At 54.4% G+C, this 23,880-nt stretch carries 20 protein-coding genes; 8 read left to right on the top strand and 12 right to left on the bottom strand.

The genetic code is table 11. The features are described 5' to 3' along the window. Positions 1-55: 55 nt before the first annotated feature. The 4 genes from pyrG to rlmD form a co-directional block, all read right to left on the bottom strand. Positions 56-1,693, bottom strand: coding sequence for a glutamine hydrolyzing CTP synthase (gene pyrG, locus F3J29_RS18395; RefSeq protein WP_008458383.1), 1,638 nt, complete (start codon positions 1,691-1,693; stop codon positions 56-58). A gap of 225 nt (positions 1,694-1,918) precedes the next feature. Continuing rightward, positions 1,919-2,710, bottom strand: a complete 792-nt coding sequence (mazG, locus tag F3J29_RS18390) for a nucleoside triphosphate pyrophosphohydrolase (RefSeq protein WP_166868253.1) — start codon at positions 2,708-2,710, stop codon at positions 1,919-1,921. Positions 2,711-2,876: 166 nt separating this feature from the next. Next, a complete protein-coding gene (gene relA / locus F3J29_RS18385; protein WP_166868251.1) occupies positions 2,877-5,108 on the bottom strand; it encodes a GTP diphosphokinase in 2,232 nt (743 codons plus the stop codon). A 51-nt stretch (positions 5,109-5,159) separates the two neighbouring features. Continuing rightward, positions 5,160-6,473: a 23S rRNA (uracil(1939)-C(5))-methyltransferase RlmD gene (gene rlmD / locus F3J29_RS18380; RefSeq protein ID WP_166868371.1), complete on the bottom strand. Its 1,314-nt coding sequence runs from the start codon at positions 6,471-6,473 to the stop codon at positions 5,160-5,162. Between the two features lie 61 nt (positions 6,474-6,534). Here rlmD and barA point away from each other — a divergent pair, with 61 nt between their 5' ends. Beyond that, positions 6,535-9,291 carry a two-component sensor histidine kinase BarA gene (barA, locus tag F3J29_RS18375; RefSeq protein WP_166868249.1) on the top strand — a complete coding sequence of 919 codons (2,757 nt, stop codon included), beginning with the start codon at positions 6,535-6,537 and terminating at the stop codon, positions 9,289-9,291. 57 nt (positions 9,292-9,348) lie between these two features. Here barA and F3J29_RS18370 read toward each other — a convergent pair whose 3' ends face one another. Continuing rightward, a complete protein-coding gene (locus tag F3J29_RS18370; RefSeq protein WP_008458392.1) occupies positions 9,349-9,921 on the bottom strand; it encodes a TetR/AcrR family transcriptional regulator in 573 nt (190 codons plus the stop codon). A gap of 182 nt (positions 9,922-10,103) precedes the next feature. Here F3J29_RS18370 and F3J29_RS18365 point away from each other — a divergent pair, with 182 nt between their 5' ends. Both F3J29_RS18365 and F3J29_RS18360 read left to right on the top strand, forming a co-directional pair. Beyond that, positions 10,104-11,231, top strand: a complete 1,128-nt coding sequence (locus F3J29_RS18365) for an MBL fold metallo-hydrolase (RefSeq protein WP_166868247.1) — start codon at positions 10,104-10,106, stop codon at positions 11,229-11,231. Positions 11,232-11,273: 42 nt separating this feature from the next. Beyond that, positions 11,274-11,615 (top strand): helix-turn-helix domain-containing protein, encoded by a 342-nt coding sequence (locus F3J29_RS18360; RefSeq protein WP_166868245.1) that lies wholly within the window; start codon positions 11,274-11,276, stop codon positions 11,613-11,615. Positions 11,616-11,661: 46 nt separating this feature from the next. Here the strand turns inward: F3J29_RS18360 and F3J29_RS18355 are convergent, their stop codons facing one another. The 4 genes from F3J29_RS18355 to syd form a co-directional block, all read right to left on the bottom strand. Beyond that, positions 11,662-12,111 carry a flavodoxin gene (locus F3J29_RS18355; protein ID WP_039297682.1) on the bottom strand — a complete coding sequence of 150 codons (450 nt, stop codon included), beginning with the start codon at positions 12,109-12,111 and terminating at the stop codon, positions 11,662-11,664. A 35-nt stretch (positions 12,112-12,146) separates the two neighbouring features. Beyond that, a complete protein-coding gene (truC, locus tag F3J29_RS18350) occupies positions 12,147-12,908 on the bottom strand; it encodes a tRNA pseudouridine(65) synthase TruC (RefSeq protein ID WP_166868243.1) in 762 nt (253 codons plus the stop codon). Beyond that, positions 12,908-13,237 carry a YqcC family protein gene (locus tag F3J29_RS18345; RefSeq protein WP_166868241.1) on the bottom strand — a complete coding sequence of 110 codons (330 nt, stop codon included), beginning with the start codon at positions 13,235-13,237 and terminating at the stop codon, positions 12,908-12,910. Before F3J29_RS18345 ends, truC begins: the two co-directional genes overlap by 1 nt. A gap of 651 nt (positions 13,238-13,888) precedes the next feature. Further along, on the bottom strand, positions 13,889-14,434 hold the full coding sequence (gene syd, locus F3J29_RS18340) for a SecY-interacting protein (protein ID WP_166868239.1): 546 nt from the start codon (positions 14,432-14,434) through the stop codon (positions 13,889-13,891). Between the two features lie 64 nt (positions 14,435-14,498). Between syd and queF the strand changes: the two genes are divergently transcribed. From queF to F3J29_RS18320, 4 genes are all read left to right on the top strand, one after another. Further along, a complete protein-coding gene (gene queF / locus F3J29_RS18335) occupies positions 14,499-15,341 on the top strand; it encodes an NADPH-dependent 7-cyano-7-deazaguanine reductase QueF (RefSeq protein WP_166868237.1) in 843 nt (280 codons plus the stop codon). 115 nt (positions 15,342-15,456) lie between these two features. Next, positions 15,457-16,821 (top strand): nucleotide 5'-monophosphate nucleosidase PpnN, encoded by a 1,365-nt coding sequence (gene ppnN, locus F3J29_RS18330; RefSeq protein ID WP_039297694.1) that lies wholly within the window; start codon positions 15,457-15,459, stop codon positions 16,819-16,821. Between the two features lie 462 nt (positions 16,822-17,283). After that, entirely contained in the window at positions 17,284-18,573 is a 1,290-nt protein-coding gene (locus tag F3J29_RS18325; RefSeq protein ID WP_166868235.1) for an HAAAP family serine/threonine permease, read from the top strand. Positions 18,574-18,640: 67 nt separating this feature from the next. Further along, the gene (locus tag F3J29_RS18320; protein WP_166868234.1) at positions 18,641-20,008 is read left to right on the top strand and encodes an L-serine ammonia-lyase; all 1,368 of its coding nucleotides are present in this window, start codon (positions 18,641-18,643) and stop codon (positions 20,006-20,008) included. Positions 20,009-20,202: 194 nt separating this feature from the next. On the opposite strand, the gene F3J29_RS18315 is transcribed toward F3J29_RS18320, so the two are convergent. Next, positions 20,203-21,387 carry an aminotransferase-like domain-containing protein gene (locus F3J29_RS18315; protein WP_166868232.1) on the bottom strand — a complete coding sequence of 395 codons (1,185 nt, stop codon included), beginning with the start codon at positions 21,385-21,387 and terminating at the stop codon, positions 20,203-20,205. Between the two features lie 181 nt (positions 21,388-21,568). Between F3J29_RS18315 and xni the strand changes: the two genes are divergently transcribed. Continuing rightward, the gene (xni, locus tag F3J29_RS18310) at positions 21,569-22,339 is read left to right on the top strand and encodes a flap endonuclease Xni (RefSeq protein ID WP_166868230.1); all 771 of its coding nucleotides are present in this window, start codon (positions 21,569-21,571) and stop codon (positions 22,337-22,339) included. 43 nt (positions 22,340-22,382) lie between these two features. Here xni and rlmM read toward each other — a convergent pair whose 3' ends face one another. Both rlmM and F3J29_RS18300 read right to left on the bottom strand, forming a co-directional pair. Continuing rightward, positions 22,383-23,483, bottom strand: a complete 1,101-nt coding sequence (rlmM, locus tag F3J29_RS18305; RefSeq protein ID WP_166868227.1) for a 23S rRNA (cytidine(2498)-2'-O)-methyltransferase RlmM — start codon at positions 23,481-23,483, stop codon at positions 22,383-22,385. Next, complete coding sequence (locus F3J29_RS18300) at positions 23,476-23,871, bottom strand: DUF423 domain-containing protein (protein ID WP_008458426.1); 396 nt, start codon at positions 23,869-23,871, stop codon at positions 23,476-23,478. Before F3J29_RS18300 ends, rlmM begins: the two co-directional genes overlap by 8 nt. Positions 23,872-23,880: the final 9 nt, after the last annotated feature.

The following is a 23,880-nucleotide window of genomic DNA, read 5'->3' as shown; positions in this document are numbered from 1 at the left end:
AAAACTCCAGACAAACAACGCGCGAAAATGTCGCGCGTTGCCGTTCTAACTCTGCTTACTTCGCCTGGCGTTTCTGGTACTCACCGGCGGCTTTCACGAAGCCTGCAAACAGTGGGTGCCCGTCACGCGGAGTCGAAGTGAATTCCGGGTGGAACTGGCAGGCAACAAACCATGGATGGTTTGGCACCTCAATGATTTCTACCAGTTGGTCATCGCCGGAACGACCTGCAACACGTAAACCAGCTGCTTCAATCGGTTTCAGCAGCATGTTGTTGACTTCGTAGCGATGGCGATGGCGTTCAACAATAGTTGGCTCACCGTACATCTGGCGAACCAGGCTACCGTCGGTCAGCTGGCACTGCTGGCCGCCGAGGCGCATGGTGCCGCCCAGATCGCTCTTCTCGCTGCGCACTTCAACATTGCCTTCTTCATCGCGCCACTCGGTGATCAACGCCACCACAGGGTACTTACAGTCTGGCACAAATTCAGTGGAGTTGGCGTTATCCATGCCCGCCACGTTACGGGCGAACTCGATAAGCGCAACCTGCATACCCAGGCAAATGCCGAGGTACGGGATGTTGTTTTCACGGGCATAGCGCGCGGTGGCAATCTTGCCTTCAACGCCGCGGTAGCCGAAGCCGCCAGGGATCAGAATCGCATCCAGACCTTTCAGCAGCTCAACGCCACGGGTTTCAACATCCTGTGAATCAATCAGCTTGATGTTCACGGTCAGACGGTTTTTCAGCCCGCCGTGTTTCAGCGCCTCAATCACCGACTTATAGGCATCCGGCAGTTCAATGTACTTGCCGACCATACCGATAGTGATTTCGCCCGTTGGGTTGGCTTCTTCATAGATAACCTGTTCCCATTCTGCCAGATTGGCTTCCGGCGCGTTCAAGCTGAATCGTTTACAAATATAATCGTCCAGCCCCTGGGATTTCAACAGGCCTGGAATTTTATAGATAGAATCGACGTCTTTCAGAGAGATTACCGCTTTCTCTGGAACGTTACAGAACAATGCAATCTTCGCACGTTCGTTGGCCGGTACAACGCGGTCAGAACGGCAGATCAGCACGTCTGGCTGGATACCAATGGAAAGCAGTTCTTTTACGGAGTGCTGAGTCGGCTTGGTTTTCACTTCACCGGCTGCGGCCATGTAAGGCACCAGCGTCAGATGCATGTAGAGCGTGTGCTCGCGGCCCACTTCTACCGCCATCTGACGAATCGCTTCAAGGAACGGCAGGGATTCGATGTCACCGACGGTGCCGCCGATTTCAACCAGCACCACGTCGTGGCCTTCGCCGCCTTCCAGAATACGTTCTTTAATGGCGTTGGTGATGTGCGGGATAACCTGCACGGTCGCGCCAAGATAGTCACCACGGCGCTCTTTACGCAGAACGTCAGAGTAGATACGGCCGGTGGTGAAGTTGTTGCGGCGGCTCATCTTGTTACGGATGAAACGCTCGTAGTGACCCAGATCCAGGTCGGTTTCAGCGCCGTCTTCGGTAACGAACACTTCCCCATGTTGAATAGGGCTCATGGTACCCGGATCGACGTTGATGTACGGATCGAGTTTCATGATGGATACGTTGAGGCCACGGGCTTCAAGAATAGCTGCGAGGGAGGCTGCGGCAATGCCTTTACCCAGAGAGGAAACGACCCCGCCGGTCACAAAAATATAGTTCGTTGTCATGCTGAACCTGAGAAGTTAGGTTTAAAGACGATGGAATAACCAGGACGGGAAAGTAGTATACCCGAACAGCATGGGCGCCACAAACATTCATTCTGTTCCCCGGAAATCAATCCGGCCCCACAGTCAGGCTAAGAAAATAGCCCTTCCGTGATAAATGTTTTTGACGCAAATCAATCGCTTGTTAAATAAAAAGCGCTAAAAAGTGCAGCTGATAGCAAAAACGCTTTAGATTTCAGTTTCCTGGCGTTTCACTTCTTGCCAGGCTTTTTCCATAATTTCCAGCCCGGCCTGCTCCATGGTTAACCCCTGAGCGGCGACAATCGCCTCCACTTTTCGGAAACGAGCCTCGAATTTTCGGTTAGCTTTTTGTAACGCCACCTCAGCTTTGGTGCCCAAATGGCGAGCCAGATTGACGGTGGCGAACAATAAATCACCCACTTCTTCTTCCAGCTTTGCCTCGTCCACCACGGCCTGCTGGGCTTCAAACATGACTTCGTCGATCTCTTCGTGCACTTTATCCAGCACCGGGCCGAGGGTTTTCCAGTCAAAGCCGACGTTTGAGCAGCGTTTCTGGATTTTTTGCGCACGCATGAGCGCCGGCAGTGCTTCAGGGATATCGTCCAGCGCCGAGTGCTGAGCCTTCTGCGCGCGCTCTTCAATTTTGATTTGCTCCCACTTCGCCAGCACTTCCCCGCTGGTTGCTGCATCACCGTCAGCAAAGATATGCGGGTGGCGGCGCTCAAGCTTGTCACCGATCTCCCGGCAAATGTCTTCAAAATTAAAGCGCCCTTCTTCCTGCCCCATCTGCGCGTAAAACACCACCTGGAACAGCAAGTCACCCAGTTCACCGCGCAGATCGTCAAAGTCTTCGCGATTAATGGCGTCGAGAACTTCATAGGTTTCTTCGAGCGTGTACGGCGCGATGGTGGCGAAAGTTTGTTCGCGATCCCACGGGCAGCCGTTTTGAGGATCACGCAGACGCTGCATGATCCCAAGCAGGCGGTCGATTTGAGCCATTGTAATTCCTTGTTTTTTTACCCTCACCATCCCCTCTCCCTAAAAGGGAGAGGGGATGGACTGAGTAGAATTGTTCGCCATCAACCTTTGGAAAGCGTACCAAATTGAGCAAAGTTGTTCCCCCTCTCCCTTCTGGGGAGAGGGTCGGGGTGAGGGGGACAATAAATTAGCCGTGCAGCCTGCGGGCATCGATAATGTCCGGCACCTGGTTGAGTTTACCCAGCACGCGCCCAAGCACCTGCAGGTTATAGATCTCAATGGTCATATCGATGGTCGCCAGCTGCTGCTTCGTATCGCTGCGGCTGGCCACGCCAAGCACGTTGACCTTTTCGTTCGCCAGAATGGTGGTGATATCGCGCAGCAGACCGCTGCGATCGTTGGCCGTGACGCGAACCACCAGTGAATAGCCGCTGGAGTAGCTTTCCCCCCAAACGGCGTCGACGATACGTTCCGGCGCGTGGGACTGCAGCTCGGCCAGTTGGTCACAGTCGGCGCGGTGAATCGAGATCCCGCGTCCCTGGGTTATGAAGCCGACGATTTCGTCTCCCGGAATCGGCTGGCAGCAGCGGGCGATGTGGTGCATCAGATTCCCTACGCCCTCAACCACTACGCGGCCATTGTCTTTACTGCGCGACTGCGGTGGTGAATAGCTTTTTTGCGTCAGCTGACGTAAGGCGGCGGCATCCTGTTCCTCGGCGCTTGGCTTATTAAACTGCGCCTGCAGATAGTTGCTCATCTGGTTCAGGCGGATGTCCCCGCCGCCGATAGCCGCCAGCAGCTCTTCAATTTCGTTGAAGTTGTAGCGCGGCAGCAGCGTTTTCTCTGCTTCTTTCAGGCTGATGCCCAGATGTTCAATCTCGTCGTCCAGGATCTGGCGTCCGGCAAGAATGTTCTTGTCGCGATCCTGCTTGCGGAACCAGTTGTGGATCTTCGCTCGCCCGCGGCTGGTAGTGATGTACCCCAGGTTTGGGTTCAGCCAGTCGCGGCTCGGGTTCGGCTGCTTCTGGGTAATGACCTCGATCTGGTCACCCATTTGTAATTGATAGGTAAAGGGTACGATGCGCCCGCCGATTTTCGCCCCAATGCAGCGGTGCCCGACATCGCTGTGAATATGGTAGGCAAAGTCCAGCGGCGTCGAGCCTGCAGGCAGGTCCACCACGTCCCCTTTCGGCGTAAACACGTACACGCGGTCGTCAAAGACCTGGCTGCGGACTTCGTCGAGCATTTCCCCGGAGTCGGACATCTCTTCCTGCCAGGCGATAAGCTTGCGCAGCCACGCAATGCGATCTTCATGCCCGGAACTGCCGCTGCGCGCATTGCCTTCTTTGTACTTCCAGTGCGCGGCCACGCCAAGTTCGGACTCTTCATGCATCTGCTTGGTGCGGATCTGGATCTCTATAGTTTTGCCGTTCGGACCAAGCACCACGGTATGAATAGACTGGTAGCCGTTCGGTTTAGGGTTGGCAACATAGTCGTCAAACTCATCAGGCAAATGGCGGAAGTGAGTATGCACTATCCCCAGCGCCGCATAGCAGTCCTGCAGGCGCTCGGCGACGATACGCACCGCACGCACGTCAAACAGCTCATCAAACGCCAAATGTTTTTTCTGCATTTTGCGCCAGATGCTGTAGATGTGTTTTGGTCGGCCATAAACTTCAGCCTTTACGCCATCCTCTTTCATCGAAGAACGTAATATGCCGACAAAATCGTCGATGTACTGCTCGCGATCGATCCGGCGCTCGTGCAGCAGCTTCGCGATACGCTTATATTCTTCCGGGTGCAGGTAGCGGAAACAGTAATCTTCCAGCTCCCATTTGAGCTGGCCAATACCGAGGCGGTTCGCCAGCGGGGCGTAAATGTTGGTACATTCTTTGGCCGCCAGTACGCGCTCATCTTCCGGCGCATCTTTCACTTCACGCAGATGGGCGATACGTTCCGCAAGCTTGATGACCACACAGCGGAAATCATCCACCATCGCCAGCAGCATACGGCGAACGTTATCCACCTGGTCGGAAGAAACAGAGTCGTTGTGCGTTGCTTTCAGGTGGCGAATCGCGTCCATGTCCCGCACGCCGTGAATCAACGTCACCACCTGCTTGCCGACGCTTTCCAGCATCACTTCTTCGCTGACCACGCCCGCGTCCGCCAGAGGGAACAGCAGCGCGGCGCGCAAAGTATCGTTGTCCATACTCAGCATCGAGAGGATTTCGACCATCTCCACGCCGCGCCACAGCAATAATTCAGCGTCAGGATGACCTTTGGTCTGGCGTTCACAGTACGCCCAGGTTTCGGCTAAGCGTTCACACGACTGCTGGTTAGAAATCCCGAGGCTTGCAATCCATTTTTCGGGCGCAAATTCGCCAGCTTTGTTGAGATGTGCACTTCTTACCGCAACCATTATCCTCTCCTGTCGGGCTAACGCTCAGGCCAAAACGCCTGATTAACCCTTTCAATTACGCTCAAAGAGCGCCATAGACTCCAGATGCCCGGTGTGGGGGAACATATCGAGCATGGCCAGTCGTTTAATGTGGTACCCGGCGGCCAGCAACGTTTCGCTGTCGCGCGCAAGCGTGGTGGGGTTACAGGAAACGTACACCACGCGGCTCGGCGCCAGTTTGATAACGTGCTGCATAACACCCGCCGCACCGGCACGCGCCGGGTCGAGCAATATTTTAGTAAATCCTTGTTGCGCCCAGGGCTGACGCGTCACGTCATCTTCCAGGTTTTCATGGAAGAACGTCACATTTTTCAGCGCATTACGCTGAGCATTATATTCACCTTTCGCCACCAGCGCAGCAACGCCTTCGACCCCAACGACCGCGGCGGCTCGTTTTGCCAACGGCAGGGTAAAATTCCCCATTCCGCAGAACAAATCTAGCACCCGATCCTCAGGCTGCACCTCCAACCACTCGATCGCCCGCGCCACCATTTGCTGATTCACCGCGTCGTTAACCTGGATAAAGTCGCGTGGACTAAAGGTTAAGCGTAGCCCGTCTGAATGATACCAGGGCTCTTCCTCGGCCAGTGATTCCAGGTTGTCGCTGTCCGGGGCGAGGAACAATGCCACCTCATGGGAATGCGAAAACTGTTCCAGTTTTTCCCGGTCGTCTTTGCTGAGCGGCGCCAAATGGCGCAGTACCATCAGCGGCCCGCCGTCGGCCAGGACCAGCTCCACGTGCCCTAACCGGTTCACAATACTTAATTCAGACAAGCACTGACGTAAAGGTTCCAGTAATGTTTCAAGCCGGGGCGCCAGAACGGGGCAATGATGAATATCCACCAGCGCTTTATCACTCGCCTTACGAAAACCCATCTGTAAGGTTTGCGTGCGGGGCTGATAATTCAACCCCAGCCGCGCGCGACGGCGATATCCCCATGCCGCGGCAGAAATGATTTCATCCACCTGGCGAGGATGTTCGCGCTCGCCCATCATGCGCCCAAGGGCCTTAGATTTTGCCTCCTGCTGCAGCGCCACGCTCGCGTGCTGCTGCTGGCAGCCGCCGCAAACGCCGAAATGCGGGCAGCGCGGTTTCACCCGCTCCGGGCTGTCGTTTAAACGACGCTTTACCTCTGCCTGAGCGTAGCTACGCTTATCTTCGGTAATGCGAACCTCAACCTGTTCGCCGGGCAGCGCGCCACGAATAAAGAGCGCTTTGCCTTTGTGACGCGCGACGCCCTGACCGAACGGATCAAGGTCGGTTACGGTCACGGTAAGTAATTCACGATTCGTATCGCGTCGCTTTGCAGAGTAGAATTGCGCCATGATGTAAGTAGATGTGTTCTCAAATGTCACTGTTGCTTTTATTGTCCCATATCGGAACCCCATGACCAACTACAGCCTGCGCGCACGTATGATGATCCTGATTCTGGCCCCGACGCTGTTGGTCGGTTTACTGCTCAGCATCTTTTTCGTTGTCCATCGTTACAATGACTTACAGCGCCAGCTGGAAGATGCCGGCGCCAGTATTATTGAGCCCCTGGCGGTCTCCAGCGAATACGGTATGAACTTCCACAGCCGGGAGTCGATTCGTCAGTTGGTCAGCGTGCTCCATCGCCGCCATTCGGATATCGTGCGGGGTATTTCGATTTACGATGACAGTAACAAGCTGTTCGTCACCTCTAATTTTCAGCATAACGCCGCTCGCCTGAAGCTGCCCGACGGGGAAAAGCTCCCGAAAGATCTCACCGTCACCCGCGCCGGGGACATTATGATCCTGCGGATGCCGATTATTTCTGAAAGATACTCGCCGGATGAGTCCGCGGAAACCAACGTAAAACAGAGCAACAGCACCCTCGGCTACGTCGCCATGGAGCTGGATCTCAAATCCGTTCGCCTGCAGCAATACCGCGAAATCTTTATCTCCACCTTGATGATGCTGTTCTGTATTGGCATTGCGATGCTGTTTGCCTATCGCCTGATGCGCGACGTGACCGGGCCGATTCGCAATATGGTGAATACCGTGGACCGCATTCGCCGCGGGCAGCTCGACAGCCGCGTGGAAGGGTTTATGTTGGGCGAACTGGATATGCTGAAAAACGGTATCAACTCGATGGCAATGTCGCTGACGGCGTATCACGAAGAGATGCAGCACAACGTCGACCAGGCCACATCCGATCTACGTGAAACCCTTGAGCAGATGGAAATTCAGAACGTGGAGCTCGATCTTGCCAAGAAACGGGCTCAGGAAGCCGCCCGTATAAAATCTGAGTTTCTGGCAAATATGTCCCACGAGCTGCGAACGCCGCTCAACGGCGTTATTGGCTTCACTCGTCTGGCCTTAAAAACCGACCTGACGCCAACCCAGCGCGACCACCTCTACACGATTGAACGCTCGGCCAATAACTTGCTCACCATCATTAATGACGTGCTGGACTTCTCCAAACTTGAAGCGGGCAAGCTTCTGCTGGAATCCATCCCCTTCCCGCTGCGCAACACTCTGGATGAGGTGGTGACTCTGCTGGCACATTCCGCCCACGACAAAGGCCTTGAGCTGACGCTAAACATCAAAAATGATGTTCCGGATAATGTGATTGGTGACCCTCTGCGCCTGCAGCAGGTGGTCACCAATCTGGTAGGCAACGCGATTAAATTCACCGAAACCGGCAACATCGACCTGCTGGTGGAAAAACGGGCGGAAGGCAACAACAAAGTTCAGATTGAAATGCAGATTCACGACACCGGCATCGGCATTCCTGAGCAGGAACAATCGCGTCTCTTCCAGGCCTTCCGCCAGGCGGATGCCAGTATTTCCCGCCGCCACGGCGGCACCGGGCTGGGGCTGGTAATCACCCAGAAGCTGGTGAATGAAATGGGCGGTGATATCTCCTTCCACAGTAAACCGAATCGGGGCTCAACGTTCTGGTTCCACATCAGCCTGGATCTGAACCCGAACGCCGTGAACGACAGGCAAGTGCTGGACAAACTGGCGGGTAAACGTCTGGGCTACGTCGAGCCGAATGCGACCGCCGCGCAGAGCACCCTGAATTTGCTGCAAAATACGCCGCTGGACGTCGTGCACAGCCCGTCGCTCACCGGACTGCCCGATGAGCACTACGATATTCTGCTGTGTGGTATTCCCGTCACCTTTACAGAAACGCTCACGCTGGCAAACCCTAAGCTCGCAAAAGCGGTCACCATGGCAGATTGCCTGATTCTGGCCTTGCCCTGCCATACCCAGGTCGGTGCAGAAGAGCTCAAGCGCCAGGGCGTGGCGGGCTGCCTGTTAAAACCGATCACCTCTACACGCCTGTTCCCGATGCTGCTTGAAAGCTGCCCGAAAGCTAATCTGGCTCTGCCGTTCGTTGAACATAGCGATAAGCTGCCGATGGCCGTCATGGCGGTGGACGATAACCCGGCCAACCTGAAACTGATCGGCGCGTTACTGGAAGACAGGGTTCAACAAGTTGTGCTGTGTGAAAGTGGTGCTCAGGCGATGGAGCGCGCCCGGCAAATGAACATCGACATTATTCTGATGGACATTCAGATGCCGGAAATGGACGGTATCCGCGCCTGCGAGCTGATTCGCCAGCTGCCGCATCACCAGCAAACCCCGGTGATTGCCGTCACTGCCCACGCGCTGGCGGGGCAAAAAGAGAAACTCATGAGCGCCGGTATGAACGACTATCTCGCCAAGCCGATTGAAGAAGAAAAACTGCATCGCCTGCTGATGCGCTACCATCCGGGCAATATCGGCCAGCTTCCCGTTCAGCCGGAAGACCCCGTCCCGCCGGCGATTAATATCAATAAGACGCTGGACTGGAACCTGGCGCTGCGGCAGGCCGCCAACAAAGCCGATCTCGCCCGGGAGATGCTTGAAATGCTGCTGGCGTTTTTACCGGAAGTGAGAAATGTCCTTGAAGAACAGCTGGTGGGCGACAAGCCCGAAGGGCTAATTGATATCGTGCATAAACTGCACGGAAGCTGCAGCTACAGCGGCGTCCCTCGGATGAAAAAACTCTGCCAGACGCTCGAGCACGAGCTGCGTCACGGCGTAGCGCCAGAGGAGATGGAGCCTGAAATTCTGGAGCTACTGGACGAAATGGATAATGTCGCGCGGGAAGCGAAGAAATATCAGATTTGAGCTTAAGTCCGGTGCGAAGTGGGGCTCCCGCAAACCCGCTTCGCTTTTACAAAAATGTTAGCCTTTAGTCATGCCGCGCCACATCACGTCAAAGCCGGCAGATTTGTATTCATCCCTGCGTGAAGGATCGCGTCCGGCAAATTCCATCGTGGTTTCGGCCAGGCCAAAGAAAATAGCGTCGGCAAATGCCGACTCAATGCCGGTCAGCGCCTCGTTGGTGATACATTCCTTCGACAGGTCACGCAGATCCGGGTAAGCAAGGTAAACCATTTCCAGCGTTTCGGACGTGATCTTGCCGGAAACCGCCAGCTGGCGCATCGCTTTACGCGCATTCATATTCACCAGCCCCCAGTCGATGTAATTCCCCCACACCGTCCTGGTGCGCTCTTTGCTTGAGGCATGTCGATCGTAGGTTTTCATCAGCTCGTTGCCAAGATCTTGCTTATGATGAAGATAAACGGCGTTCAGCAACTCGTCTTTAGTCGGGAAATAACGGAACAATGTCCCTTCGGCAACGCCCGCCTTTCTGGCAATTAAAGAGGTCGCCGCCCCTAATCCCAGTTCCGCTATCGCATCGGTTGCCGCATCGAGTAATGCTAATCGTTTATCTTCACTTTTTGGACGAGCCACGGTTCCTCACAAGCCAGTTATCTGAGTGGATAGGATTTCAGCCACCGGGATCGCCGCGTTCGCTGAATGTCATGTGCTTTATCATACCGTAAATTTTGTTGACGGTTGACCTTGCCTGCTTATAATGAGTGTTTACTCACTCAATAGCAATATAACCCGCACAGTTTCTACGAGAATTCTTTATGGCTGCCGCGCAATCTGGCAAGCGTTCGTTAACCCTAAAATTCATGGTCGTGATTATGTTAATAGGCCTTACTGCCACTAGCGCTGCGCTGTTCCCGATGACTGAATTTGGCAAACTGCCGCAGGGCAGCCGCCTTGAACGCATCCAGCAATCTCCCCAGTACCGCGACGGCAAGTTCCACAATCAGCAGGACACGCCAATGATGACCGACAAACGCGGTCGTATTGCAGCACTGTGGGATTTCTTTTTCGCCCGACCAGATACGGTAAAACCCGACCGTCCTCTGCCGCTGATCAAAACCGATCTGGCGACGCTCGATAAACAGCAGGATCTGGTGGTGTGGCTGGGCCATTCCTCCTGGTTTATCCAGCTTGGCGGCAAACGCATTCTTATCGATCCGGTGTTTAGCCACTATGCCGCCCCGTTCGCCTTTCTGAACAAAGCGTTTGCGGGTGATTATCCGTGGCAAGCTGAAGATATGCCGGATATCGACACCCTGGTCATCTCTCACGATCACTGGGATCACCTGGATTACCCCACGCTGCGCGCGCTTAAGCCAAAGATTAAACAGGTAGTCACCCCGCTTGGCGTCGGCGCGCATTTTGACGCCTGGGGCTTCGACCCGGCGCTAATCCACGAGCTGGACTGGCAGGAAAAAGTCTCCATTGACAATGCGTTAACGATTCATGCCCTGCCGGCTCGCCACTTCTCTGGCCGCGGGTTAACCGGCAACAAAACGCTGTGGGCAAGCTTCATGTTCGTCACGCCACAGCGAAAAATTTATTACAGCGGCGACACCGGCTACGGCCCACATTTCAGGCAAATCGGCGAACAGTTTAGCGATATCGATCTCGCCATCATGGAAAACGGCCAGTACGACGAAGGCTGGAAATACATCCATATGATGCCGGAAGAAGCGGCTCAGGCGACGGAAGACCTGGGCGCCAAAACCATGGTGCCGGGGCATGCTGGCCGGTTTGCATTGGCGAATCACAGCTGGGACGAGCCTTTCCGCCGCATTGCCACCGCCAGCGCAGGCCGCAGCTATCAGCTGCTCACGCCAGAAATGGGGCAAATACTGGAAGTCAGCCAATCGCACCAGGCCTTCGATGCCTGGTGGGAATAGATTTATCCATTATCGAACGAGCAAGATGTAGAAGGAGGTGATATGTCCATGCCTAAAGATTTTATGGAATCTCTGCTTGAGTGGGTCGATGGCAATATGCAGCGCCCGCTGCGTATTGAAGAAGTCGCCAGGCAGTCCGGCTACTCGAAGTGGTACCTACAGCGGATGTTCTCAGACTGGGCGGGGAAGAGCCTCGGGGCCTACATTCGTGAACGTAAATTGCAGTTAGCGGCAGAAGATCTGAAAAATACCGAGGACAAAATCCTCGATATCTCAGTGCGCTACGGTTTTGATTCGCAGCAATCTTTTACCCGCACGTTCGGGAAACGGTTCAATACCTCTCCCGGCGCCTACCGCCGCAACCACGAACAGCCGCTTAATTAAGATCTTTTCCGGGTGGGTATGCGCCGCATACTCACCCAGCTATCACTTACTTCAGTAAAGTCGCCCACTGCTCGACCCACGGGCCGGAAACCACTTCAGGCTCCGGATGGTCGTTGGCGTCAATCGTTAAAACCTCAGCAATGCGGGTTGCGCCCTGCTCCTGCAATAAAGCGTCAAACTGCTTCCCGCCGCCGCAGAAGTGGTCGTAGTTGCTGTCACCCAGCGCAATCAAGCCGTAATGCAGTTCAGGCTGGTAACCCAGTTGATCTTTGATGGCCTGAAATAGCGGAACAATGCTGTCCGGCAGATCGCCCTGCCCCGTCGTGGACGTGACCACCAGCGCATAGTGGTTGCGGTAATATTGCCACTCGGTCAGGTCGGGATCTTCAAACACCTTTGCCTGATGGCCGTGTTTTTTCAGAATGGTTTCGGCCTCTTCCGCCACTAGCAGCGCATTGCCGTACATCGTACCTACAAAAATACCCACTTCGGCCATCGGTAACTCCTTAAGAATTAGAGACAAGGCTTGTCCTAGCAGCTCGCCGGATCATACTCACTATTTTCAACATCCGGAAGCTGACCACGCCAGCCAAATTGTGTCAGCATTTGCATCCAGGTCTCATCCAGCTCTGCTCTTAACGTCAGCGGTTCCCCGGTAACAGGATGATTTAAAGAAAGCTGGCTGGCATGCAGCATCAGGCGCTGGCAACCAAAATGCTCCGCCGCACCGCGATTCTGGCGCAAATCACCATGTTTGGAATCGCCAAGAATGGGATGGCGAAGATGCGCCAGATGGCGCCGGAGCTGGTGCTTACGACCGGTCTTTGGCTCAAGCTCTACCAGACTGTAACGCGCGCTGGGATAGCGCCCCACCGCCACCGGCATTTCGACCGTTGCCAGCCCGCGATAATGCGTCACCGCGGGCTGTGGCCCTTTGTCCTGGTCGCTAAATTTATCGGCGATTTTATCCAGCTCTTCAACCAGCGGATAATCCAGCACGGCTTCGTCCTGCAGCCAGCCGCGCACCACGGCATGGTAGCGTTTCTGCATTTGATGCTGCTCAAATTGCTGTGACAGCAGACGGCCTACTTCGCTGGACAGCCCCATCAGCAGCACGCCAGAGGTTGGTCTGTCGAGGCGATGAACGGTAAAAACGTGCTGGCCAATCTGGTCGCGGACGGTTTGCATCACCACGACTTTTTCGTGCCTGTCCAGCCAGCTGCGGTGAACCAGCCAGCCGGACGGTTTGTTCACGGCAACCAGCCATTCATCTTGGTAAATAATCTCCAGCATCAACCCTGTTCCGCGTCAAACAGTGCATCCAGCTCAAGCAGCACGGCAAGGAGAGGTTCACGAACGGCATGCGTCGCATCCAGCGCCATCTCGTAATAAGGGGCGATAGCAAAGGCGTCAGGCAGAGGATGCTGGCTGTCCAGCAGCGCGTGCATACGAGGGATCAGTACCCATTGCAGCCATTCGTGGGGCTGCAGCGTATCCATGCAGAAAGGCTGCGTGCTCTCAAATGCAGTAGGATCGGGAGGCAGGCCCTGCCAGAGGGAATGATCGCGCAGGATCTGCTCAATGGTGAGTAAATGGCGGCGAACTAGCGTCTGGCGCTCCATGAAAACCTCACAGGTCAGTGGAAAAGAGCGGTACAGAATAACACTTCTTCGCTGCCCGTGAAAAAGGCATAAAAAAAGGGAGCACTGTTTACACAGTGCTCCCGGTTCGTTTCGCAGCTAATCCGGCTACTTTTCATGCTCCCTGCTCATCCATGACAACTTTGTCCTCTGGTCTCCTGACCAGCAATCCATCGCCAGGGCTTCCTGCTGCCATCATCCTGATGGGTGTCCAACATCATCCTGACGTGAAATCCTTGAGTCTTCCTGACCTACCGTACTCCTGTTACGGCTCTCATTCTCCGTCCTGGAGGTGTCCTTTAACTCTTCCTGAGTTATCCGCGCTTCATCTGTGAAGCCTTCCTTGTACGCCATCCCGGCGAGATCCTTAAGTAAGAAGCGACATCATCCTAATGTCTCCTTCATTACGCCGACATCCTGTCGATGAATATAGAATCCCCTATTTGCCCGCATGTGACAAGGGATGCAGCGGTGCTGCGGACAAAAACTTTCATTCGGAACTTTCCTAAAACAAAAATAACTCATTGTTTTATAAAAGCATCGATAAATGAGAGGCGCTTTCATCTGCCGTCAAATGTAGCGATCTCTCACACGGCTTGTAAGAGATCTCTCACAAGGCCTTGGGCAAAAAAGCTAAATCACCTGTGGCGTTAAGACATTAAGAAAATCAGGAAGAGAGGCGGAAAGCACGGTCCGCTGCGGGGTGCCGATTCTTTCAATCAGCACTTCACCTGTCAAGTTGCAGAGTGAGATGACTTCCATTTCATCGTCAGTCGTCGCTAAAAACAGCGTCGGAGATAACTTCAAACGCTTCTGTGTCACCAGATGGCCAATCAGGTTTTCCTGTACGCGAACAAAGTCGTCCTCGCTCCACGCCTGAAGCAGCGTCAGCGCAGTATTCCCATGTACGGCGGGCATATCGCCGGCAAACTGCGTGGTGTAAAACGCTTCAACGGCAGGCTGGAGGGAAATATCCAATGCTCGCTCTACGGCGCTTAAATCTGCTTCTGGCGTGAACGGTTGGGGCTGCCAGCGTACGTCTCCTCCGGTGGTCGTTACAATACACGGGGACGGAATGCCGTACAGCGCTTCACTGGCGGGCCAGCCTCCCGTTTCCTCCTGCCACTGGTCGCAAAAACGGCGGGTAAACTCTTTAAGGGCAAAGGCGACTTCGTTCATTAATTTCTCACTCGCGTAGGCTGGGGTACAATAGAAGCCAATTGTACCTTTATCTCGGTGAAACATGTCCTACGAAAATCACCAGGCTCTAAGTGGCCTGACGCTGGGTAAGCCCACGGCTTATCAGGATCAATACCAGCCCTCGCTGCTGCAGGCCGTACCGCGCAGCCTGAATCGCGACCCACTTGGCCTCCACGCCGACAGCCTGCCATTCAGCGGCGGCGACATCTGGACGCTATACGAACTCTCATGGCTGAACAGTAACGGCCTGCCTCAGGTCGCCGTGGGTCATGTGCAGTTAGATGCCAACAGCGTCAATCTTGTGGAGTCAAAAAGCTTTAAGCTCTACCTGAACAGTTTTAACCAGACTCGCTTCGCCGACTGGGAAACCGTCCAGGAAACACTGAAGCGTGACCTGAGCGCCTGCGCCGAAGGCGACGTCAGCGTAGTGCTGTTCCGCCTGCAGGAGCTGGAAGGCCAGGAAATCTCAGCGTTCAGCGGAGAATGCATCGATGCGCAGGACATCACCATCGACAGCTACGACTTTAACGCCGATTACCTGCAACAGGCCGCGGGCGATGAGATCGTGGAAGAGACGCTGGTTAGCCACCTGCTGAAGTCCAACTGCCTGATCACCCATCAGCCAGACTGGGGTTCCGTACAGATTCGCTATCGCGGCCCGAAAATCGATCGCGAAAAGCTGTTGCGCTATCTGGTCTCTTTCCGGCATCACAATGAGTTTCATGAGCAATGCGTGGAGCGCATCTTTAATGACCTGCAGCGCTTCTGCCAGCCGCAATCGCTCAGCGTCTACGCACGCTACACGCGCCGGGGTGGGTTGGACATTAATCCGTGGCGGACGAATACCGATTTCCATCCTGCTTTTGGCCGCCTGACCCGCCAATAAGTGCGAAATAGCTCGCAGCGCCAAAAGTGAATGTGGTTTACGGGTTGTTAAAGTGAACAAGCCAGGGCTATTGTAATCTGTGAGAACGGCACTTTTCGTTCCGTAAGGAGTTCACTTGATTACACATATTAGCCCGCTTGGCTCAATGGATATGTTGTCGCAGCTGGAAGTCGATATGCTTAAACGCACCGCCAGCAGCGACCTTTATCAACTGTTTCGTAACTGCTCACTGGCAGTCCTTAATTCCGGCAGTCAAACCGACAGCAGCAAAGAGCTGCTTTCCCGCTACCAGAACTTTGACATCAATGTGTTACGTCGTGAACGTGGCGTAAAACTCGAACTGATTAATCCCCCGGAAGACGCCTTTGTTGACGGCCGAATCATCCGCGCGCTGCAGGCTAACCTGTTCGCCGTCCTGCGCGATATTCTGTTTGTTAACGGCCAAATTACCAACGCAGGTCGTTTTCAGCATTTAAATAAAGAAAACTCTATTCATATCACCAATATGGTGTTTTCTATTTTACGAAATGCCCGTGCGCTGCACGTGGGTGAAGCACCGAACCTGGTGGTTTGCTGGGGTGGTCACTCCATTAACGAAAACGAATACCTTTATGCCCGCCGTGTGGGCACTCAGCTAGGCTTACGCGAGCTGAATATCTGCACCGGCTGCGGGCCTGGCGCGATGGAAGCGCCGATGAAAGGTGCCGCCGTCGGCCACGCGCAACAACGCTATAAAGAAGGGCGTTTTATCGGCCTGACCGAGCCTTCAATCATCGCCGCCGAGCCACCTAACCCGCTGGTCAATGAACTGATCATCATGCCGGATATTGAAAAACGGCTTGAGGCGTTCGTGCGTATTGCCCACGGCATCATTATCTTCCCAGGCGGGGTTGGTACAGCGGAAGAGCTACTCTACCTGCTTGGCATTCTAATGAATCCACACAACCACGATCAGGTACTGCCGCTGATCCTCACCGGGCCGAAAGAAAGCGCTGATTACTTCCGCGTGCTGGATGAATTTATCGTTAGCACCCTGGGCGAGAAAGCGCGCCGCCATTATAAAATCATCATCGACGACGCAACTGAAGTCGCCCGCCTGATGAAAAAGGCCATGCCGCAGGTGAAAGAGAACCGCCGTGAAACCGGTGATGCCTACGGCTTCAACTGGTCTATTCGCATCTCGCCGGATCTGCAGATGCCATTTGAACCTACTCACGAAAACATGGCTAACCTGCAACTCTATCCGGATCAGCCTGCGGAAAAGCTGGCCGCCTCGCTACGTCGCGCCTTCTCAGGCATCGTTGCCGGCAACGTGAAGGAGCCAGGCATTCATGCTATCGAAAAATACGGCCCCTACAAGCTGCACGGGGACCCGGACATGATGAAACGTATGGATGTTCTGCTACAGGGCTTTGTCGCCCAGCATCGCATGAAGCTGCCCGGCAGCGCCTACATCCCCTGCTATGAAATCGTGCGTTAATCTACCAGAGCGGCCATCGGCCGCTCTTCTTTTTACCTTTCTCAAAGCCATTTAATCGATTGCGCTCACACTTAAAAGCACAAACATTGCGACCTGAAGCAAATACTCGTTGAAAAATGCTGTTTTAGCCACTTTCTTTGGCAAAAACCGAGTTATTTGGTCAGGTTTAATGTATTGCATCATCCACAAGTGTTAGGCTTCGCGCCCATAAATATTATGTTAATACCCATGAACAGACTGTTATGCGGATTTGTTGCATAACAAACGTAGATTATCGCATTTGGGATCGCGATCACTGATACAGTGATGACATAAATGTATCTTTCCGCCCGCCGATAGTTACGGGACACAACTACTACAAAAATGCCCGCGGCCAGAATTTAGTTTCAACCGTTAAGCCCTTGATGGTGCTTTAACGGCGAATTTTTCAACATTGCACGAAACATTCCTTTGGAGATGTAGATGGAAACCACTCAAACCGGCAGTATTGTCTCTGCTGAGAAAAAAGGCGCATGGCGCAAAACCGACACCATGTGGATGCTGGGCCTTTACGGCACGGCTATCGGTGCGGGCGTCCTGTTCCTGCCAATCAACGCCGGCGTTGGTGGCCTGATCCCGCTGTTCATCATGGCGATTCTGGCTTTCCCGATGACCTTCTTTGCACACCGTGGTCTGACGCGTTTTGTTCTGTCAGGTAAAAACCCGGGTGAAGACATCACCGAAGTTGTAGAAGAACACTTTGGTATCGGCGCAGGTAAGCTCATCACCCTGCTGTACTTCTTCGCTATCTACCCGATCCTGCTGGTTTACAGCGTGGCTATCACCAACACCGTGGACAGCTTCATCACCCACCAGTTGGGCATGACTTCACCACCACGCGCTATCCTTTCCCTGATTCTGATCGTCGGCATGATGACCATCGTGCGCTTCGGCGAGCAGATGATCGTGAAGGCGATGAGCATCCTGGTATTCCCGTTCGTTGCCGCGCTGATGCTGCTGGCGCTGTACCTGATTCCAAACTGGAGCGGCGCAGCGTTTGAAACCCTGTCCTTCAGCGCAACCCCGGCAACCGGCAGCGGCCTGTGGATGACCCTGTGGCTGGCAATTCCGGTCATGGTATTCTCCTTCAACCACTCGCCAATCATCTCCTCCTTCGCCGTGGCTAAACGCGAAGAGTACGGCACAGGCGCTGAGAAAAAATGCTCCAGCATCCTGGCTCGCGCCCACATCATGATGGTACTGACAGTTATGTTCTTCGTGTTCAGCTGCGTGCTGAGCCTGACCCCGGCAGACCTGGCCGCGGCAAAAGCGCAGAACATCTCTATTCTGTCTTACCTGGCTAACCACTTTAATGCACCGGTTATTGCCTGGATGGCGCCAATCATTGCGATGATTGCGATCACCAAATCCTTCCTCGGCCACTACCTGGGCGCGCGTGAAGGCTTTAACGGCATGGTCATTAAATCTCTGCGCAGCAAAGGCAAAACCATTGAACTGAACAAGCTGAACCGCATCACCGCGATCTTCATGCTCATCACGACCTGGATTGTTGCGACGCTGAACCCAAGCATCCTCGGGATGATTGAAACCCTGGGTGGCCCGGTTATTGCGATGATTCTGTTCCTGATGCCAATGTATGCCATTCAGAAAGTTCCGGCGATGCGTAAGTACAGCGGCCATATCAGCAACGTCTTCGTTGTGATTATGGGCCTGATTGCTATCTCCGCTATCTTCTACTCGCTGTTCAGCTAAGCAAGTTAAAGAGTCGCCTGCCTGGGCGACTCTCTCTTCCCCCGAGTCACTTACGCAGGGAAATCTTATGATTAGCGTATTCGACATTTTCAAAATCGGTATTGGCCCCTCCAGCTCACATACCGTCGGCCCAATGAAGGCCGGTAAGCAATTTTCCGATGACCTGATTGAGCAAGGGATCCTGCGCGATGTCACTCGTGTTGTTGTGGATGTCTATGGCTCGCTGTCCCTGACAGGCAAAGGCCACCATACGGATATAGCCATTATTATGGGCCTGGCGGGTAACCTGCCGGACACCGTAGATATCGATGCTATTCCGCACTTCATCCAGGATGTAAATACCCACGGGCGTCTTATGCTGGCCAACGGCCAACATGAAGTTGAATTCCCGGTGGACTGCTGCATGAACTTCCATGCCGACAACCTGGCGCTTCATGAAAACGGCATGCGCATTACCGCTCTGGCTGGCGACAACGTGCTGCATTCTCAGACCTATTATTCTATCGGCGGTGGCTTCATCGTTGATGAAGCACATTTTGGTGCGCAGAGTGAAAACCCTGTCAGCGTGCCGTATCCGTATAAGAATGCTGCTGACCTGCAAAAACACTGCCGTGAAACGGGCCTGTCACTTTCCGGCCTGATGATGCAGAACGAACGTGCCCTGCATAGCCAGGAAGAGATCGACGCCCACTTTGCGGCGGTCTGGGAAGTGATGAGCAGCGGAATTGAACGCGGGATTACTACAGAAGGCGTACTGCCCGGTAAAATGCGCGTTCCCCGTCGTGCTGCTGCGCTTCGCCGCATGCTGGTCACCACCGATAAAAACAACTCAGATCCGATGGCCGTAGTGGACTGGATCAATATGTTTGCGCTGGCGGTGAACGAAGAAAACGCTGCCGGTGGCCGCGTAGTCACTGCCCCAACAAACGGTGCCTGCGGTATTGTTCCGGCCGTGCTGGCGTACTACGACAAGTTCATTCGTCAGGTGAACGCTAACTCCTGCGCCCGCTATTTCCTTGCCGCCGGTGCTATTGGTTCTCTGTACAAAATGAATGCGTCTATCTCCGGCGCAGAAGTAGGGTGTCAGGGAGAAGTCGGCGTAGCCTGTTCAATGGCTGCAGCAGGCCTTACTGAGCTTTTGGGCGGTAGCCCGACTCAGGTGTGTATCGCTGCAGAAATCGGCATGGAGCATAATCTGGGGCTGACGTGTGACCCGGTTGCGGGTCAGGTTCAGGTGCCGTGCATCGAGCGTAATGCTATTGCCGCCGTAAAAGCGGTGAACGCTGCACGTATGGCTATGCGCCGCACCAGCGAGCCTCGCGTCTGTCTGGATAAGGTTATCGAGACAATGTATGAAACGGGCAAGGACATGAACGCCAAATATCGCGAGACCTCTCGCGGTGGTCTGGCGCTGAAAATTGTCGCCTGTGACTAAAAAATTAAGGCTCCCGATTGGGAGCCTTTCAGGCGACTGACCAACTTCCGTTGAAAAAAGAAAGACCTGACGACTGGTTAAAAAATAGGAAAATCAATTCATTGATTTTCGGCTGATAACCACAAAGAGGGAAAAACCACGCTTTTTCCCTCTTTGTCAGCAACCTTTAAGGCTCCCGGTTGGGAGCCTTTTTCTTAGAGCGCCGCTTTCAAACGCTTCACGGCTTCAACCAGTTGCTCATCGGTTGCCGTCGCGTAGGAGAAACGCAGCGTGCGTTTATCCGCATGATCGCTAAAGAAGAACTCTCCCGGCACGTACACCACGCCTTTCTCCAGCGTTTTTTGTAGCCACGCCGTGGTATCGAAGTCGTATCGGAAAGCGGCCCACAGGAACATCCCACCCTGCGGCTGGTTAAAGGTAATGTGCTCGCCAAGCTCTTCTTCCAGCAGACGCGACAGCGTCAGGCACTTCTGCTTATAAGCCTCACGAATCAGCTCAATCTGCGGCTCAAGACGCCCCAGTTTCAGGTAAGCCGCCGCCAGCGCTTGGGTAAACGAGTTAGCGTGTAAATCAGTCGCCTGCTTAATGATGGCGACCTTTTGCTTCATCCACTCCGGCAGAATAATCCAGCCGACACGCAGCCCCGGAGCCAGAATTTTCGAGAACGTTGAGGTATAGACCACGTGGTCTTCATGCCCTAACTCTGTGGCGACCTGAATCAGGGTTTTCTCCCGGCGATCGGTAAAGCTAATCGCCCCATACGGATCGTCTTCAATAATCACAAAATCATGTTCGGCAGCCAGTTTCACCAGCTTTTCACGACGCTCGGTGCTCAGCGTTGTGCCGCTGGGGTTACCAAAGGTTGGCACCAGATAAACGCCTTTCACACGCGTGGTTTTCAGCAAAGCTTCCAGCTCATCGACAATCATGCCGTGCTCGTCCCCACCCACGGATTCAACCTTCGCGGCGGTCAAACTGAGGATTTGCAGCGTGGCCAGGTAGGTCGGGCGCTCAACGACGAAAACGTCACCTTCGTCTGCCAGCGCACGAATCAGTAAATCCAACGCCTGCTGGGAACCAGAGGTGATGAGCAACTGGTCGCTGCGCGTAGTAATCCCGCGAGCCTTGCACAGCTCAACTAGCTGGTCACGCAGCTCGGAATTGCCTTCGGTCAGACCATACTGAAAAGCGTCGTTAAAGTTCTCTTCCAGCACTTTACGGGTCGCCAGCTCCAGTCCTTGCTTGTCAAACAGCTCGCTGGATGGAATACCGCCGGCCAGTGAAATCACGCCGGGCATTTTGCTGTGCTTAAGAAGTTCGCGGATGGCCGAGGGCTGCAGGTTTTGAATGCGTTGCGCGAGGTGTTTAGTATTACTCATATTGATGTTCTCTATTTTTTTATGCGTTAGAAATATACATAGCCCGCTAACAACTACGCAATGGCTTTCCACCCCGTTCTCATAAGGTTTTGCGAAAGGCATTCCTGAATGCTGCGATGAGAATAGCCGATCGTGGCGGGAAGTGTTAGGGTAGACCCATCAGAGTGACGAGTTAATTTTTATGGCTATTCATTTACTTATCGTCGATGCCCTGAACCTGATTCGCCGCATACATGCGGTGCAGGGTTCGCCTTGCGTCGATACATGTCTGCATGCGCTGGACCAGCTTATTGGCCACAGCCAGCCTACTCATGCGGTGGCGGTGTTTGATGACGAAGAACGTCGCGAAGGCTGGCGGCATCAGGTGCTGCCCGACTACAAAGCGGGCCGTTCGCCCATGCCCGACGATCTTCATGCCGAAATGCCCGCGCTTCGGGAAGCGTTTACCCGCCGCGGTGTTCAATGCTGGCACTCAAAAGGCAACGAAGCGGACGATCTTGCGGCTACGCTGGCGGTAAAAGTTGCCTCCGGCGGCCACCGGGCAACCATTGTGTCCACCGACAAAGGCTATTGCCAGCTGCTGGCCCCGACGCTGCAAATTCGTGATTACTTCCAAAAACGCTGGCTGGATGCGCCCTTCATTGCCCAGGAATATGGCGTTCATCCGGAACAGCTCGGGGACTTCTGGGGGCTGGCGGGCATCAGCAGCAGCAAAATTCCCGGCGTGCCCGGTATTGGCCCGAAAAGCGCCACACAGCTCATTAACCAGTTTTCTGACCTGGAAACGCTGTATCAGCGGCTGGATGAAGTTCCGGAGAAATGGCGCAAGAAGCTGGAGCTGCACAGAGAAAGTGCGTTTATCAGCCGCCAGGTGGCAAGGCTTGAGACGGATTTACAGCTCGACGGGAACTTACAGCAGCTAAGGCTGCCGGGCGTATTGCCTTCCGCTTAACGGGGAAGAACACCCCTTGCCTGAATGAGCAAGGGGTGAGTCATTAACGTTCGTCGCGACGGCCACCCACGGCCGCCCACCAACGGCGGATATGAACGGTCACTTCTTCACGATCGTGGTAAAGCTGGCGGGCTTTGATTTCCGCGTTAATGCCGTTGTTCTCAAGGATTTCGCGGATCTGCGCCAGGTTTTGCGACACCTCTTCGTAGCGCTTTTTCATCGGCAATTTGAGGTTAAAGATAGTCTCACGGCACCAGCCGTTTACCAGCCAGGTTGCCATTAAATGGGCCACTTTCGCCGGTTTCTCTACCATGTCGCAGACCATCCAGGAGATGTTGGTGCGGGTCGGGCGGTATTTGAAGCCGTCTTCACGCAGCCAGGTGACCTGTCCGGTGTCCATCAGGCTCTGCGCCATCGGGCCGTTATCGACGGATGAAACCCACATATTGCGCTTCACCAGTTGATAGGTCCAGCCGCCCGGGCAGGCGCCCAAATCCACGGCGTACATGCCGTTGGCCAGGCGCTCGTCCCATTCATCGGCGGGAATAAAGACATGAAACGCCTCTTCCAGCTTCAGCGTGGAGCGGCTTGGAGCATCCGCCGGGAACTTGAGGCGCGGGATGCCCATATAGAACGGCGAATTGTTGGTGGTATAGGAGTAACCCGTGTAGCAGCAGCCTGGCGCGATAAAGAACACATGCACAACCGGGCGCTTCGGCGTTTCGTAGTTGGTCAGCACCCCGGCTTCACGCAGGCTGGCGCGCAGCGGCACGGTAAACTTGCGGCAGAACTTCATCAGCTCTTTGCTTTCGTTGGTATCAGCCACTTCAACCCGCAGGTCGCCGCCCTTTTCCACCACGCCCTGCAGCATGCCGACAATAGGTGTGATGCGGTCTTCCGGCGGTAAATCTTTTAGCAGCTCACCGGCTACAAACATCTGGCGGGCAAAAATCAGGTCGCTGAAAGGCAGCTCGCGCGCCAGCTTTTCCGCCTCTTCCGGCTGATAGCATTCAAATATGACATAACCGCTGTGCTCTTTGACGCGGGCAAAGCCGTAGACGCCGCGCTGACCGGCTTTGTCGGTTATCTCTGCCGCACACTCTTTCTCGAATCCCTGACGGCAGTACAAAATCACTTTATTCATGGCTTACGCCCTTACGTTTCAGGCGCACAGCACCAATTAACATCAATATCCAACCGGCCAGAAAGCTGACGCCCCCCACCGGGGTAACAAACGCCCACAGCCGCAAATGCGACAGGGCCAGGCAGTAAAGACTGCCGCTAAACAATACGGTCCCCAGCGCCATAAAGACGCTGCTCCAGTAGAACCAGATGCTGATGCGACGCTGCATCGCTACCGCAAGGCCAAAAATCGCGAGCGTATGAAATGCCTGATACTCAAGCCCGGTCTGGATCCATCCCATCTCCGCAACGCCCAAAGACTTGCTCAATACGTGCGCCCCAAAGGCGCCCAGGGCAACAAAAACAAAACCGCTGATGGCGGCAAAAATCAGCATGAATCGGCTGGTCATGATGTAACC

The sequence above is a fragment of the Enterobacter sp. Cy-643 genome, assembly GCF_011752815.1.
In the GTDB taxonomy this organism is placed as follows: domain Bacteria; phylum Pseudomonadota; class Gammaproteobacteria; order Enterobacterales; family Enterobacteriaceae; genus Cedecea.
The sequence above is the reverse complement of the archived record's forward strand: the minus strand, read 5'-3'. Positions and strand labels throughout refer to the sequence as shown.

Coding starts and splice junctions, on each gene's coding strand:
- pyrG (WP_008458383.1), bottom strand. CDS start 1,693: ATGACAACGAACTATATTTTTGTGACCGGCGGGGTCGTTTCCTCTCTG.
- mazG (WP_166868253.1), bottom strand. CDS start 2,710: ATGGCTCAAATCGACCGCCTGCTTGGGATCATGCAGCGTCTGCGTGAT.
- relA (WP_166868251.1), bottom strand. CDS start 5,108: ATGGTTGCGGTAAGAAGTGCACATCTCAACAAAGCTGGCGAATTTGCG.
- rlmD (WP_166868371.1), bottom strand. CDS start 6,473: ATGGCGCAATTCTACTCTGCAAAGCGACGCGATACGAATCGTGAATTA.
- barA (WP_166868249.1), top strand. CDS start 6,535: ATGACCAACTACAGCCTGCGCGCACGTATGATGATCCTGATTCTGGCC.
- F3J29_RS18365 (WP_166868247.1), top strand. CDS start 10,104: ATGGCTGCCGCGCAATCTGGCAAGCGTTCGTTAACCCTAAAATTCATG.
- F3J29_RS18360 (WP_166868245.1), top strand. CDS start 11,274: ATGTCCATGCCTAAAGATTTTATGGAATCTCTGCTTGAGTGGGTCGAT.
- F3J29_RS18355 (WP_039297682.1), bottom strand. CDS start 12,111: ATGGCCGAAGTGGGTATTTTTGTAGGTACGATGTACGGCAATGCGCTG.
- truC (WP_166868243.1), bottom strand. CDS start 12,908: ATGCTGGAGATTATTTACCAAGATGAATGGCTGGTTGCCGTGAACAAA.
- F3J29_RS18345 (WP_166868241.1), bottom strand. CDS start 13,237: ATGGAGCGCCAGACGCTAGTTCGCCGCCATTTACTCACCATTGAGCAG.
- syd (WP_166868239.1), bottom strand. CDS start 14,434: ATGAACGAAGTCGCCTTTGCCCTTAAAGAGTTTACCCGCCGTTTTTGC.
- queF (WP_166868237.1), top strand. CDS start 14,499: ATGTCCTACGAAAATCACCAGGCTCTAAGTGGCCTGACGCTGGGTAAG.
- F3J29_RS18325 (WP_166868235.1), top strand. CDS start 17,284: ATGGAAACCACTCAAACCGGCAGTATTGTCTCTGCTGAGAAAAAAGGC.
- F3J29_RS18320 (WP_166868234.1), top strand. CDS start 18,641: ATGATTAGCGTATTCGACATTTTCAAAATCGGTATTGGCCCCTCCAGC.
- F3J29_RS18315 (WP_166868232.1), bottom strand. CDS start 21,387: ATGAGTAATACTAAACACCTCGCGCAACGCATTCAAAACCTGCAGCCC.
- xni (WP_166868230.1), top strand. CDS start 21,569: ATGGCTATTCATTTACTTATCGTCGATGCCCTGAACCTGATTCGCCGC.
- rlmM (WP_166868227.1), bottom strand. CDS start 23,483: ATGAATAAAGTGATTTTGTACTGCCGTCAGGGATTCGAGAAAGAGTGT.
- F3J29_RS18300 (WP_008458426.1), bottom strand. CDS start 23,871: ATGACCAGCCGATTCATGCTGATTTTTGCCGCCATCAGCGGTTTTGTT.